This window comes from Acidovorax sp. Leaf78, assembly GCF_001422735.1.
GTDB lineage: Bacteria > Pseudomonadota > Gammaproteobacteria > Burkholderiales > Burkholderiaceae_C > Acidovorax.
Window position 1 is genome coordinate 1 of the sequence record NZ_LMLZ01000025.1, and the last position, 13250, is coordinate 13250.

Consider the following 13250-nt stretch of genomic DNA (forward strand, 5'->3'; position numbering starts at 1 on the left):
GGAGCCGGGGTGCGCGCCCGGCGGCGCGGTAACTTTCTCTTGGTTCGCCAAGAGAAAGTCACCAAAGAGAAGGCGACCCCAAGTCTGCGACCCCTTCGCTGCGCTACGGGGCAAACCTGCGTCGGGGCGGTTGCGGGGTGCGCCGTGGAACTCACTGCGCGCCTGCGGCGCTACGTTCAGACAGCCACGGCGAGCTAGATAACGAAGCATGCGCGCTTCGACGCGCATGCTCACCCCGCAACCGCCCCGACGCAGGCGCAGCCACAGGGGGGGCAGCCGAACAGCCAACCTCCGAACAGCCACACGGGCMATTGCTTCGCTCGGCCGCGCGGTCGCGGCGCGCAGCGCCTGCGCGTTCGGGGCCGAGCAACGCGATGGCCCGTGTGGATGTTCTCTCCCACATCCCTTCAGGATGCGCCGAGGAGCACAGGGCGTGGGGTGAGCGTGTGCCGAAGGACACACGCATCGTGAACTGACTCGCTGCGGATGTCTGAGCGTAGCGCGGCAGCGCGCAGCGAGTTCCGCAGCGCACCCCACGACCGAGCACCGCAGGTTGCCCCACTCGCCCGCAGGGCGAGTGGGGACGCAGGCTGTAGGGTCGCCCTTTCTTTGGTGACTTTCTTTCGGCGACGCGAAAGAAAGTTACTCGCACGCCGGGCGACTCCCGGCCTCCGCCCTNGGGACGCAGGCTGTAGGGTCGCCCTTTCTTTGGTGACTTTCTTTCGGCGACGCGAAAGAAAGTTACTCGCACGCCGGGCGACTCCCGGCCTCCGCCCTTGAACCAGGCACGCGGTACAAACCAGCGAGCCTGCGAGCGCACCCCGGTTTCGACAGGCTTAACCCGAACGGGCGTGGGTTGAGCGCCCAGGTTTCGACAAGCTCAACCCGAACGGCTGTGAAGTTTCCGCGCCCAGAAAAAAAAGTGATGGAAGCACTCGAAGCCAACCTCCCTCAATGCCCCACAGCCACCGCCCCACCACCCCGCACCGGTATCCCACTGCGCCTATCCAGCACCCCGCTGTAATGCGTCAACCCCAGCGACACCAATACCACCACCGCCCCAATCCACGGCGTATGCATCAACCCCAGATGCGTCACGATCAACCCTCCACCCCATGCCGCCCCCGCAATCCCCAGATTGAACGCCGCAATGTTCAGCCCCGACGCCACATCCACAGCCTGCGGCGTGAACCGCTCCGCCTGCTTGACCACATAGACCTGCAACCCCGGCACATTGCCGAATGCCACAGCACCCCACAACAGCACAGTGACCAAAGCCAGCCAGGGGTAGGGCGCGGTGAACTGCAGCAACAACAACACCGTAGCCAGCAGCGCAAAGATGATGCGCAGCGCGGGGATGGGCCCCAGCCGGTCGGCCAGGCGGCCGCCCCAGATGTTGCCAACCGCCACCGACACGCCGTACACCAGCATCACCCAGCCCACGGCGCCCGCGCTGAAGCCCGAGATGTCCGTGAGGATGGGCGCGAGAAAAGTGAAGGGGATGAAGGTGCCGCCATAGCCGACCGCCGTCTTGGCGTACACCAGCAGCAGGCGTGGCTCGGCCAGCACGCGGGCCTGTTGCAGCAGTGACGCAGGCGGAGTGTGCGCAATGCCGCGCGGCACGAACCACGCGCTGCCGATGAAGGCCACCACGCCCAGCGCCGCCACGGCCAGGAAGGTTTCGCGCCAACCAAAATGCTGGCCGATGAAGGTGCCCAGCGGCACGCCGGTGACCAGCGCCACGGTGAGGCCGGTGAACATGATGGCGATGGCGCTCGCGGCCTTCTCGCGCGGCACGAGGCCGGTGGCGATGGTCGAGCCGATCGAGAAGAACACGCCGTGCGCCAGGCCGGTGAGGATGCGCGCGGCCACCAGCGTCTCGTAGCTCGGGGCCTGCCAGGCCAGCAGGTTGCCGGCGGTGAACAGCGCCATCAGCGACAGCAGCAGTGCCTTGCGCGGCACGCGGCCGGTGAGGGCGGTGAGCACGGGCGCGCCGACCGCCACGCCCAGGGCGTACAGGCTGACCAGCAGGCCCGCAGACGGGATGCTGATGGCCAGGTCGGCTGCCACGGTGGGCAGCAGGCCGACGATCACGAACTCGGTCGTGCCGATGGCGAATGCGCTGAGCGTCAGCGCGAGCAAGGCAATGGGCATGGAAGAACACTCCTGGTAGGCAATGGTTGAATGCCTGGAGTGTGGGTGCTTGTCCTTTGCAGAAAAAGACGGTGATCAGCAGAAGATACTTGCTGCCAAATCAATAATGGCGGGTTGTCTGAACCGAGGTGCATTCCATGAAAACCACGCTCGAAGAGCTGCAGGCCTTTGTCGCCGTCGTGGACGGCGGCTCCATCACCGCCGCCGCGGACCGCCTGGACCAGACGGTCTCGGGCATCAGCCGGGCGCTGGCGCGGCTGGAGAAAAAGCTCGACACCACGCTGCTGCGCCGCACCACCCGACGCACCGAGCTGACGGAGGAGGGCCAGGCATTCCTGCAGCGCACGCGCGTCATCCTCGCGTCCATCGAAGACGCCGAAGAGCACATGGCCGCACGCCGCCAGCAGCCCGCAGGGCGGCTGCGCGTGAATGCGGCCACGCCGTTCATGCTGCACGCTGTCGTGCCGCTGGTGCCGGCGTTTCGCAGCGCCTACCCGCAGATCACGCTGGAGCTCGACACGGACGAGGGTTATATCGACCTGCTGGAGCGGCGCACCGACGTGGCGATCCGCATCGGCCAGTTGCAAGACTCGACCCTGCACGCGCGCCCCCTGTGCACCACCCGCCTGAGGGTGCTGGCCAGCCCCGAGTACTTGGCGCGCGCGGGCAGGCCCAAAAGCGTGGCGGATTTGGCGGGGCATACGCTGCTGGGCTTCAACCAGCCCGAGTCGCTCAACCGCTGGCCGCTGCGGGGCGCGCATGGGGACCAGTGGCCCATCGCGCCCAGCCTCACCGCGTCGAGCGGTGAAACGCTGCGCCAGCTGGCGCTCGCGCATGTGGGGCTGGTGTGTCTGTCGGACTTCATGACCGCAGGCGACCGCGATGGCGGCCGCCTGGTGCAGGTGCTGGCGCGCGACACGGTGGAGGTGCGCCAGCCCATCAACGCGGTGTACTACCGCAACACGCAGCTGGCCGCGCGCATTGCGTGTTTTCTGGACTTTCTGCAGGAGCGCATGGGCTGACGCGGCAGCCCATGCACTGCGCCGGCCGGGCTCAGCCGCGCGCCGGAATGTTCAGGCCCTTGGCCACGGCCGGACGCTTCACGAACGCTGCCAGCACGCGCTCGATCTCCTTGAACTGGCCGAACTCCACCAGGTCGCCCGCGCCGTAGAAACCCACCAGGTTGCGCACCCACGGCAGGATGGCGATGTCGGCAATGGTGTAGGTGTCGCCCATCACCCACTGGCGGCCCTTCAGGCGCTCGTCCAGCACCTTGAGCAGGCGCTTCGATTCCGCCACGTAGCGGTCGCGCGGGCGCTTGTCTTCATAGTCCTTGCCGGCGAATTTGTGGAAGAAGCCGAGCTGGCCGAACATGGGCCCCAGCCCGCCCATCTGCCACATCACCCACTGCAGGGTCTCGTAGCGGCCGGCCGTGTCCTCTGGCATCAGCTGGCCGCTCTTGCTGGCCAGGTACACCAGGATGGCGCCGGACTCGAACAGCGCCAGGGGCTGGCCGTCCGGCCCGTTCGGGTCCAGGATGGCCGGGATCTTGTTGTTCGGGTTGAGCGACAGGAACTCGGGCGAGGTCTGGTCGTTGGTCTCGAAGCTCACCAGGTGCGGCTCGTAGGGCAGGCCCAGCTCTTCGAGTGCGATCGACACCTTCACGCCGTTGGGCGTGGGCAGCGAGTACAGCTGAATGCGCTCCGGGTGCTGCGCGGGCCATTTGCGGGTGATGGTGAAGGCGGAGAGATCGGGCTGGGCCATGCTGAAAGATCCTTCGAAGTGGTGGTGGTAGCGGCCGTGCGGGCCGGAAAAAGCGCAAGCCTAAACCGGAGTACGAATCGGTGCACGCCAGGGGCTTGCGCCGTGGGTGCGCCGCACGGCAGCCCGGCGTTGTGGTGCGTGCGGTGGGGTGTGCCATGGCGGCCAACCCGGTCCTGCGACGATAATCCCGGGGATGCAGATTCGCTTCACCAAGATGCAGGGCGCGGGCAACGATTTCGTCGTGCTCGACGAGACCCAGGGCCGCCTGGGCCTGTCCACCGCCCAGTACCGCTTTCTGGCGGACCGCCACTTCGGCGTGGGCGCCGACCAGATCCTGACCGTGCGGCCATCGCCCGGCGACGGCATCGACTTCGAATACGTGATCCACAACGCCGACGGCGGCGAGGTGGAGCAGTGCGGCAACGGCGCCCGGTGCTTTGCGCGCTTTGTGCACGACAAGGGCCTGACGGGCCGCGACACGATCCGCGTGCAAACCAGGAGCGGCGTGATCGCCCCCCGCCTCACGGCCGACGGCCGCGTGACGGTGGACATGGGCCGCCCCGAGTTCGACCCGGCCAAGGTGCCGTTCGACCCCGCCGGCCTCACGCCCGTGGACCAGGGTTCGGGGCAAAAATGGCCGCTGTCGCTCGATGGGCAAGCGCAAGCAGCTCCTGTTTTTGTAGCGGTGGCCTCCATGGGCAATCCGCATGCCGTGCAGCTGGTGGATAACGTGGACACAGCGCCCGTCGCGCAGACCGGCCCGCTCATCGAACACCACGCGCGCTTTCCGCAGCGCGTGAACGCCGGCTACCTGCAGGTCGTGGACCGCAGCCATGTGCGGCTGCGCGTGTTCGAGCGCGGCGTGGGCGAGACCCTGGCCTGCGGCACCGGCGCCTGCGCGGCCGTGGCCTCGGGCATCCGCCTGGGCCTGCTGGACGCCGAAGTGCAGGTCGAGACCCGCGGCGGGACGCTCACCATCGCCTGGAGCGGCCAGGCGGCCGATTCCGTTTTCATGACCGGCCCGGCCACCACGGTGTTCGAAGGCCAGATCGACATTCCCGACACCCTCCTATGACGACGTCCCATATTCCACCGATCACCGAAGACGACATCGCCCAGTTCCTCACCAACACGCCGGGCTTCTTCGAGCGCCATGCGGAGGTACTGGCCAGCGTGCAGATCACCAGCCCCCACGGTGCCCGCGCCGTGAGCCTGCAGGAGCGCCAGGCCGAGATGCTGCGCGAGAAGATCAAGGGCCTGGAGCAGCGCATCATGGAGATGGTGCGCAACAGCACCGAGAACGCGACCATCGCGCACAAGGTGCACCAGTGGACCAGCGCGCTGCTGGAGGTCAAGGACCCGTTCGACCTGCCCCAGGCCGTGGTGGACGGCTTGCGCACGCTGTTCGACGTGCCCCAGGCGGCGGTGCGCGTGTGGGACGTGGCCGGCCCGTACATCGATGCCGACTTCACCCAGGGCGCGAGCGAGGACGCGCGCGCGTTCGCCTCGTCGCTGACCATGCCGTTCTGCGGCCCCAACCTGGGCTTCGAGCCGGCCGGCTGGCTGGCGCAGGAGCCGGGCGAACCCGCCCAGTCGCTGGCGCTGCTGCCGCTGCGCGCGGGGGCCATCGACAGTGCGACGCCGGCGTTCGGCCTGCTGGTGCTGGGCTCGCCCGATGCGCACCGCTTTGACGCGACCATGGGCACGGACTTTCTGGCGCGCATGGCCGAGCTGGCCAGTGCGGCGCTCATCCGCCTGAAATGAGCTCCCCCCTGAGCCGCTTTGGGTCTCGGTGCCACTGCCTGAGGCAGCGGCTCTTCAGAGCTGTCCAAGCCTGCGCAGGCAGGCTTGGAGCCGCAGCTCCTCAGCCCCTGAGGGAAGACGCCACCCGTGGCCCGGCGAAGCCGGTTCCACGGTGGCGCTGGCGTGGGGGCGCGCCGGTTGCGGCCTTCGCGCGGGTGGTTTAGAGCTTCAAGGCTGCTGCCGTTCTGTTTGGCGTTACCACCATGTCCGACGCTCCGGCCACTTCATCGCAGCCCACCGACCCACAGGTGCTGCGCTATCTGGAGCATGTGCGGGTGGAGAAGCGGCTGGCGGACCGCACGCTCACGCTGTACACGCTGGACCTGGAGCGGCTGGCGCAGTTCGCGCGCGGGGTGAATCTGCCGCTGCTGCAGCTGACGAGTGCGCACATCCGCCGCTTCGTGGCGCAGATGCACAGTGCGGGGCGCAGCGGGCGGGGGATTGCGCTCATTTTGTCGGGGTGGCGCGGGTTCTTCATCTGGGCCGGGCGGCAAGGCCTGATCGATCACAACCCGGTGCAGGACGTGCGCGCGCCCAAGGCGCCCAAGCCGCTGCCCAAGGCGCTAGGGGTGGACGACGCGGTGCGTCTGGCCGAGTTCGACAACACCGGTGCCGACCCGTGGCTGGAGGCGCGCGACGCGGCCATGGTCGAGTTGCTGTACGGCTGCGGCCTGCGCGTGGGCGAGCTGGCGGGGCTGGACGCGGTGCCCGGCCCCGACACCCAGCGCCTGGGCCGCGGCTGGGTGGACCTGCAGGCGGGCGAGGCCCATGTGTTCGGCAAGGGCAGCAAGCGCCGCAGCGTGCCCGTGGGCCGCGCCGCCACCCAGGCGCTGCAGGCCTGGCTGCAGCTGCGGGCCACGCCGTTTGGCGGCGAGGGTGCCGCGCGGCTCGACGCTGCGCTGTTCGTCGGCCAGCGTGGCGCCCGGCTCACGGCGCAGTCGATCTGGCTGCGCCTGCGCCAGCGCAGCCAGCAGGCGGGGCTGACCACGCCGGTGCACCCGCACATGCTGCGCCACTCGTTCGCCAGCCATTTGCTGCAAAGCAGCGGCGACCTGCGCGCGGTGCAGGAGCTGCTGGGGCACGCCAACATCACCACCACGCAGGTGTACACGCGGCTGGATTTTCAGCACCTGGCCAAGGTGTATGACGCGGCGCATCCTCGCGCTAGAAAAAAGTAGCCCCCCTGAGGCGCTGCGCGCCTTCCCCCGAGGGGGACGCACCCCCTGGTCTGGCAAAGCCGGCTCCACGGGAAGGATGGGTCGCCCCCTGAGCGGCGTTGCCGCTTCCCCCGAGGGGGACGCACCCCCTGGCCTGGCAAAGCCAGCTCCACGGGTGCACTGGTGGGGGCGGCGCGCGCTGCGGGCGTTGGTGGTTGCGGGGCCGGTGTCTGGCGCTGATCGGGCATGCCGGTGGGTCGGGGTGGTTCTCGTTGTCTGGGGTCATGGAACCAAGATGTGAGGCCGTGCATCCGAGCAGGGGGTGCTTGTTGTAGGGCGCCTTGGAGTGTTGTGCCATGTTGCTGAAATGGGTCAAATCGAACCGTGGGTTCATCGTGTTGCTGCTGTGCTTCGGCATCTTTCGCACGGCGGTGGCGGACTGGAATCCGATTCCTTCGGGGTCCATGCGGCCTACGCTGCTGGAGGGGGATGTGGTGTTCGTCAACCGGCTGGCCTATGACCTGAAGGTGCCGCTGACCGATGTGGTGGTGGCGCGGCTGGGGGATCCGGCGCGGGGGGATGTGGTCACGTTCTCGTCGCCGCTGGACGGCGCGCGGCTCATCAAGCGGATTGCGGCGTTGCCGGGCGACACGGTGGAGATGCGCGACGAGGTGCTGTACCTCAACGGCCAGGCGGCGCGCTACGACGCGCCCGAGGCGGTGACCGAGCACTTGGCCGAGTTGGGGGCTGAGGTGTCCGCCACGCGTTGGACGGAGCACCTGGACGGTCACGAGCGCCGCGTGCAGTGGCTGCAGGGCGTGACGGCGCACAGCAGCTTCGGGCCGGTGACGGTGCCCGCGGGCCAGTACCTGGTGCTGGGCGACAACCGGGACAACAGCGCGGACTCCCGCTACATCGGCTTCGTGCCGCGGCACCTGCTCATCGGCCAGGCGCGGAGGGTGCTGGTGTCGGCCGACATTTTGGAGAACTGGGCGCCCCGCATCGGGCGCATCGGCCACCCGCTCTGAGGCCTGGCGCTGAGCTGGCGTGGCGGCGGTGGGCGATGGGGCCGTTCATTCACGCGACAATCGCCCCATCATGAAAACCCTTCGCCTTCGCCCTGGCAAAGAGCGCTCGCTCTTGCGCCGCCACCCCTGGATTTTTGAATCGGCCATCGCCAAAGGCGGCGCCGACAGCGGCGAGACCGTGCGCGTGGAGTCGCACGAGGGCCAGTTCCTGGCCTGGGCTGCGTTCAGCCCCAGCTCGCGCATCCGAGCCCGGGTGTGGAGCTTTGACGAGGCGCAGCGCATTGATGCTCCTTTTTTCATAGCTGCTTGCGCACGCTCCATCATCGCCAGAGCCCGTTTTGATGTGCAAAGCGACGGTGTGCGCCTGGTGCACGGCGAGTCCGACGGCCTGCCCGGCCTCATCGTGGACCGCTACGGCGACACCCTGGTGGCGCAGTTCACCAGCGCCGGGACCGAGCGCTGGAAAGCCGTGATCGCCGATGCCCTGCTGCGCGAGACGGGCCTGGCCAAGCTGTATGAACGCTCGGACGCCAGTGTGCGCGCGCTCGAGGGCCTCGAGCCCGCCACCGGCTGGCTGCGCGGCGGCCCCACGGGTACGCCGGGCGACGGCGAAGGCCCCCCGCTCGAGCTCACCATCCACGAACACCAGTGGAATTTGACGCTGAACATCGCCGAAGGCCACAAGACCGGCTTCTACCTGGACCAGCGCGACAGCCGCAAGCGCTTTGCCGACTACGCGCAGCGCCTGGGCTTCAAGGACGTGCTCAACTGCTTTTGCTACACCGGCGGCTTCAGCGTGGCCGCGCTCGCGGGCATGCGCGCCGGCGGCGCATCGGCGGACGGGCATGTGACGTCCATCGACTCGTCGGGCCCGGCCCTGGAGCGCGCCCGCGCCCATGTGGCGCTCAACGGGTTCGACCTGAACCACGCCAGCTTCATGGATGCGGACGTGAACGCGTCGCTGCGCCAGTTTCTCAAGGAAGGCCGGCGCTTCGATGCCATCGTGCTCGACCCGCCGAAGTTTGCGCCCACTGCGGCCCACGCCGACCGCGCGGCACGCGCGTACAAGGACATCAACCGCCTGGCGCTGCAGTTGCTTTCGCCCGGCGGCGTGCTGTTCACCTTCTCGTGCTCGGGCGGCATCAGCGCCGACCTGTTCCACAAGATCGTCGCATCAGCGGGCGCCGATGCGGGCGTGGACGGCTTCATCCTGGAGCGTCTGGGCGGCGCGCCCGACCACCCGATGACCCTCGAATTCCCCGAAGGCGAGTACCTCAAGGGCCTGGTGGTGATGCGCAAGGGCTGAACGCGGCAAGGGCTTGACAGCGTCGGTACACTGAAAACAACCCCTTGCGCCACGCACACCCGGCCCGCAGTGCCGGGTGCAGCGCATGGGTTCATCCCTTGAAGGACACACAACATGGCATTGATCCCCGTCACCATCCTCACCGGCTTCCTGGGCTCGGGCAAGACCACCTTGCTCAAGCGCCTGCTCTCCGAAGCCCACGGCCAGAAGATCGCCGTGATCGAGAACGAATTCGGCGAAGAGAACATCGACAACGACATCCTCGTGACCGAATCCAAGGAGCAGATCGTGCAGATGAGCAACGGCTGCATCTGCTGCACCATCCGCGAAGACCTGCGCGAGACGCTGCAGTTGCTGGCCGCCAAGAAACGCAAGGGCCTGCTGGACTTTGAGCGCATCGTCATCGAGACCACCGGCGTGGCTGACCCCGGCCCTGTGGCGCAAACCTTCTTCATGGACGAGGAGATCGCCGAGACCTACCTCATCGACTCCATCATCACGCTGGTGGACGCCAAGCACGCGTCCCAGCAGCTCAACGACCGCCAGGAAGCGCGCCGCCAGGTGGGCTTTGCCGACCAGATCTTTTTGTCCAAGACGGACTTGGTCTCCCAGGAGGAGACCGACGCGCTGATCCATCGCCTCAAGCACATGAACCCCCGCGCACCTATCAAGGCCGTGCATTTCGGCGAGGTGCCCTTGAAGGAAGTGCTGGACCTGCGGGGTTTCAACCTCAATGCCAAGCTCGATATCGACCCCGAGTTCCTCAAGGAAGAGGGCGATGGTCATGACCACGGCCATGACCACCACGACCATGACCACGAGCACGGCGAGCACTGCAGCCACCCCTCGCACCAGCACGACCATGGGCACGGCCACCACCATCACCATGACGACGACGTGAAGAGTTTCGTCTTTCGCTCCGAGCGGCCGTTCGATCCGGCCAAGCTGGAAGATTTTCTCGGCGCCATCGTGAATATTTACGGACCGCGCATGCTGCGCTACAAAGGCGTGCTTAATATGAAGGGCACCGAGCGCAAGGTGATCTTCCAGGGTGTGCACCAGCTCATGGGTAGCGACCTGGGCCCCCAGTGGGCCGAGGGCGAGCAGCGTTTGAGCAAGATGGTCTTCATCGGCATCGACCTGCCCAAGGACATCTTTCTGCAAGGGCTGGAGCAGAGCCTCGTTTGATCCATCCGTAGGACGGGGCGCCGATCCCGACCCGATTTGTGTTGTATCCGCAACGTTTCCGTTTGCGTCAGCCCAGGTCGATACAATCGCGCCCCGGTAAAACCCCGGAAGGCTTGCCATCCGCCCGTTGGCTGCAACTGCAGTCAAGGGCCCGCCCGTACAGCGAGGAGACCAGGAAGTGAAAGCCGACACCAGCAAACCCAAGGCCGCCACCAAGGCAACCAAGCCCGCCGCCGCCAAGAGCACGGCTGCACCGGCGCCAGCGCCCAAGGCTGCTGCGAAAGCCGCAGTGGCCAAGACCGCTGCCGCCCCCAAGGCTGTTGTTGCCAAGGTCGCCAGCCCCGCAGTCGCCCCCGCGCCAGCGCCCGTCCCCGCTGCTCCCGCCGCGACGCAGGTACCCGCGCGCACGACCCGGCCTTCTTCCCGATTGGCCCAATTGACCGTACCATCCATGGCACAGGCAGTGGCTTCCACCGCTGCCAAAGCCAGTTATCTACATACCATGCCCACGACTGCGCAAGCGCACCCCACTTTCACGGCTGCCAAAAAAGACCCCAAGCTGGCGAACAACTGGAAGACCAAGTCCGCCGCCGAGCTGACGGATGCCGAAGTCATGGCGATGCCTGACAGCGAATACATGAACGACAAGCAGATGGCGTTTTTCCGCCTGAAGCTCGTTCAGCTCAAGCAGGACATCCACAACAGCGCTGGCGAAACCACCGAACATCTGCGTGAAGACACCGTCGTGGTGCCCGACCCCGCAGACCGTGCGACCATCGAAGAAGAGCACGCCCTGGAGCTGCGCACGCGCGACCGCGAGCGCAAGCTGCTCAAGAAGATCGAGCAGTCCATCGCCCGCATCGACGCTGGCGACTATGGCTACTGCGACGAAACCGGCGAGCCCATCGGTACGGGGCGCCTGATTGCCCGCCCCACCGCGACCCTGTCGCTCGAAGCGCAGCAGCGCCGCGAACTCAAGCAGAAGATGTTCGGGGACTGATCGGGCCCCGGCCTGATGCTGATCACCGCTGCGCAATCTCTGTACCTGTACCCCTGAGTCATGAGCAAGGAAGACACCACCCCGGGCGGCCTGCTATCCAAGGTGGTTCGGTTCGTGAAGAATCCCACGGTCAACTGGACGGAGCTCGACTCCATCCAGGACGACCGCGAAAGCCAGTACAGCAAGCAGATGCTCAAGGAGATGATCGAGCGCAAGCGCCGCAACGACTTCGTGCGGCGCCGCGAGTTCGATCAGCTGCGCAAACTGCGCCAGCGCGAGGTGCTGCAGGGTCACCGCACGGAAGACCCCACCGCACGGCCCTCGTTCTTTCAAAGCAGCATGGCCTCGCCCGACGAGCGCGCCGTCACGCTCAAGAAGATCGACGAGATCGAAGCGCAGATGTCCCAGCAGTGGTGGAAGAGCAAGCAAGGCGCTGACGCTCCCACCCAGCCCGGCGTCATGCCCCCGTCGGGCTCCGACACCCCCGATTCCGCGCATTCACGCGCCTATGCACCCACCGCGCCGGGCAGCTTGCCAGCCCAGCTGGACAACAAGCCGGCCGTACAGCCGCTGTTTGCCGACGACAGCATGGCCGTGGGACGATTTGGCAGCACGGACGCACAGATGGGGGCGGGCGGCACAGAGGAGGCATCCTTCAGCCCTGACGCGACCGCGGCTGCCACGGCAGCGCCGGCACCTGAACCGGAGGAATTTGTGCACGAACCCGACCTAGAAGAAGCCGCCATCCGGTTTGCCAACGGTGACCACGCCGGCGCGGAGGCGGGCCTCATGGATGTACTGGCCCAGCACCGCCAGGACCCTCCTGCCGAGCAGCAGGAAATCTGGATGACGCTGTTCGACCTGTACCGCGCAACGGGGCAGCACGACCGCTTCGAAACCCTGGCCATCGACTACGCCGCGCAGTACAGCCGCTCGGCCCCGCTGTGGTTCTCGATCCCTGAGCAACTGGGCCTGGCGCCCGCGTCGCCAGCCTCTGCAGCAGCCACACCCGCCATGCCGGCGCGCAAGGATTTCAGCTGGAATGCCCCGGCCGCGCTGGGCGTGTCGTCCGTGGCGGCCTTGCAGGCATCGCTGGCGCGGTCCGCCTCGCCATGGACCCTGTCCTGGTCGCGCATCGCGTCGATCGACGACGCCGCCGTGCCGCTGCTGGCCGACCAGTTCAGCCTGTGGGCGGAGCGCGACGGCCAGCTGGTGTTTTCGGGTGTCGAAAAACTCAATGCCCTGCTGGACGCCAAGACCCAGTCGGGCGACCGTGCCACCAGCCCCGAGTGGTGGCGCCTGCGCATGGCTGCGTTGCGCCTCATGGGCAAGCCCGACGAGTTCGAACTGGTGGCGCTCGACTACTGCGTGACCTATGAAGTCTCGCCGCCATCCTGGGTGTCGCCGCGCTGCGGGTACTCGGACAACGAAGGCGCTTCGTCGGGTGCCGCGCCACTGGCGGCAGACAGTGATTTCGCAGCGTCGGATCTGTCCGGCGACGTCTCGGTGCCTGCATCGCTCGACGCCGGCCCGGTGGCCGTGCTGAGCGGCCATATCGAAGGCGACGCCGCGCCGCTTCTGGAGCCCTTCCAGGCGTTCATGAAGGCGGGCGTGCCGCTCACCATCGCGTGCGACAAGCTCATCCGGGTGGATTTTGCGGCCGCAGGTTCGGTGCTCAACTGGGCCGCCGAGCAACAGGGCCAGGGCCATGTGGTGCAGTTCCACAACCTGCAGCGCCTGGTTGCGATCTTCTTCAACGTGATCGGCGTGAATGAACACGCCTGGGTGATCCCTCGCAAGAACTGATCGGCCTGAGGTGCGCTGTGGTGCGTTGCGCTTCTGCGTGGCGG

Annotated in this window: 11 protein-coding genes; 9 read left to right on the forward strand and 2 right to left on the reverse strand. The window is 67.2% G+C overall.

Annotated features, from left to right (window positions below; translation table 11 throughout):
• Positions 1-951: 951 nt before the first annotated feature.
• Positions 952-2154 carry an MFS transporter gene (locus ASF16_RS23480; RefSeq protein ID WP_056173076.1) on the reverse strand — a complete coding sequence of 401 codons (1203 nt, stop codon included), beginning with the start codon at positions 2152-2154 and terminating at the stop codon, positions 952-954.
• A 137-nt stretch (positions 2155-2291) separates the two neighbouring features.
• Here ASF16_RS23480 and ASF16_RS23485 point away from each other — a divergent pair, with 137 nt between their 5' ends.
• Positions 2292-3176 (forward strand): LysR family transcriptional regulator, encoded by an 885-nt coding sequence (locus tag ASF16_RS23485; protein ID WP_056173079.1) that lies wholly within the window; start codon positions 2292-2294, stop codon positions 3174-3176.
• Between the two features lie 31 nt (positions 3177-3207).
• On the opposite strand, the gene ASF16_RS23490 is transcribed toward ASF16_RS23485, so the two are convergent.
• Positions 3208-3918: a glutathione S-transferase N-terminal domain-containing protein gene (locus tag ASF16_RS23490; RefSeq protein ID WP_056173081.1), complete on the reverse strand. Its 711-nt coding sequence runs from the start codon at positions 3916-3918 to the stop codon at positions 3208-3210.
• Between the two features lie 193 nt (positions 3919-4111).
• Here ASF16_RS23490 and dapF point away from each other — a divergent pair, with 193 nt between their 5' ends.
• The 8 genes from dapF to ASF16_RS23530 all read left to right on the forward strand — a co-directional run bounded on the left by dapF (position 4112) and on the right by ASF16_RS23530 (position 13206).
• Positions 4112-4993, forward strand: coding sequence for a diaminopimelate epimerase (gene dapF / locus ASF16_RS23495; protein WP_056173084.1), 882 nt, complete (start codon positions 4112-4114; stop codon positions 4991-4993).
• Entirely contained in the window at positions 4990-5682 is a 693-nt protein-coding gene (locus ASF16_RS23500; protein ID WP_056173087.1) for a DUF484 family protein, read from the forward strand. The genes dapF and ASF16_RS23500 overlap by 4 nt, the downstream gene beginning before the upstream one ends.
• A gap of 242 nt (positions 5683-5924) precedes the next feature.
• Entirely contained in the window at positions 5925-6899 is a 975-nt protein-coding gene (gene xerC / locus ASF16_RS23505; RefSeq protein WP_056173090.1) for a tyrosine recombinase XerC, read from the forward strand.
• 335 nt (positions 6900-7234) lie between these two features.
• Positions 7235-7906, forward strand: a complete 672-nt coding sequence (lepB, locus tag ASF16_RS23510) for a signal peptidase I (RefSeq protein WP_082517118.1) — start codon at positions 7235-7237, stop codon at positions 7904-7906.
• A gap of 70 nt (positions 7907-7976) precedes the next feature.
• Positions 7977-9212 (forward strand): class I SAM-dependent rRNA methyltransferase, encoded by a 1236-nt coding sequence (locus tag ASF16_RS23515; RefSeq protein ID WP_056173094.1) that lies wholly within the window; start codon positions 7977-7979, stop codon positions 9210-9212.
• A 114-nt stretch (positions 9213-9326) separates the two neighbouring features.
• Complete coding sequence (locus ASF16_RS23520; RefSeq protein ID WP_056173096.1) at positions 9327-10400, forward strand: GTP-binding protein; 1074 nt, start codon at positions 9327-9329, stop codon at positions 10398-10400.
• Positions 10401-10578: 178 nt separating this feature from the next.
• A complete protein-coding gene (gene dksA / locus ASF16_RS25755; protein ID WP_082517119.1) occupies positions 10579-11400 on the forward strand; it encodes an RNA polymerase-binding protein DksA in 822 nt (273 codons plus the stop codon).
• Positions 11401-11460: 60 nt separating this feature from the next.
• Entirely contained in the window at positions 11461-13206 is a 1746-nt protein-coding gene (locus ASF16_RS23530) for an STAS domain-containing protein (RefSeq protein WP_056173102.1), read from the forward strand.
• Positions 13207-13250 lie beyond the last annotated feature (44 nt).

What these genes read in the sequence shown, in the direction of transcription:
- ASF16_RS23490 (WP_056173081.1), bottom strand. Translation starts at nt 3,918, where the DNA reads ATGGCCCAGCCCGATCTCTCCGCCTTCACCATCACCCGCAAATGGCCC.
- ASF16_RS23530 (WP_056173102.1), top strand. Translation starts at nt 11,461, where the DNA reads ATGAGCAAGGAAGACACCACCCCGGGCGGCCTGCTATCCAAGGTGGTT.
- ASF16_RS23520 (WP_056173096.1), top strand. Translation starts at nt 9,327, where the DNA reads ATGGCATTGATCCCCGTCACCATCCTCACCGGCTTCCTGGGCTCGGGC.
- ASF16_RS23515 (WP_056173094.1), top strand. Translation starts at nt 7,977, where the DNA reads ATGAAAACCCTTCGCCTTCGCCCTGGCAAAGAGCGCTCGCTCTTGCGC.
- ASF16_RS23485 (WP_056173079.1), top strand. Translation starts at nt 2,292, where the DNA reads ATGAAAACCACGCTCGAAGAGCTGCAGGCCTTTGTCGCCGTCGTGGAC.
- dapF (WP_056173084.1), top strand. Translation starts at nt 4,112, where the DNA reads ATGCAGATTCGCTTCACCAAGATGCAGGGCGCGGGCAACGATTTCGTC.
- ASF16_RS23480 (WP_056173076.1), bottom strand. Translation starts at nt 2,154, where the DNA reads ATGCCCATTGCCTTGCTCGCGCTGACGCTCAGCGCATTCGCCATCGGC.
- lepB (WP_082517118.1), top strand. Translation starts at nt 7,235, where the DNA reads ATGTTGCTGAAATGGGTCAAATCGAACCGTGGGTTCATCGTGTTGCTG.
- xerC (WP_056173090.1), top strand. Translation starts at nt 5,925, where the DNA reads ATGTCCGACGCTCCGGCCACTTCATCGCAGCCCACCGACCCACAGGTG.
- ASF16_RS23500 (WP_056173087.1), top strand. Translation starts at nt 4,990, where the DNA reads ATGACGACGTCCCATATTCCACCGATCACCGAAGACGACATCGCCCAG.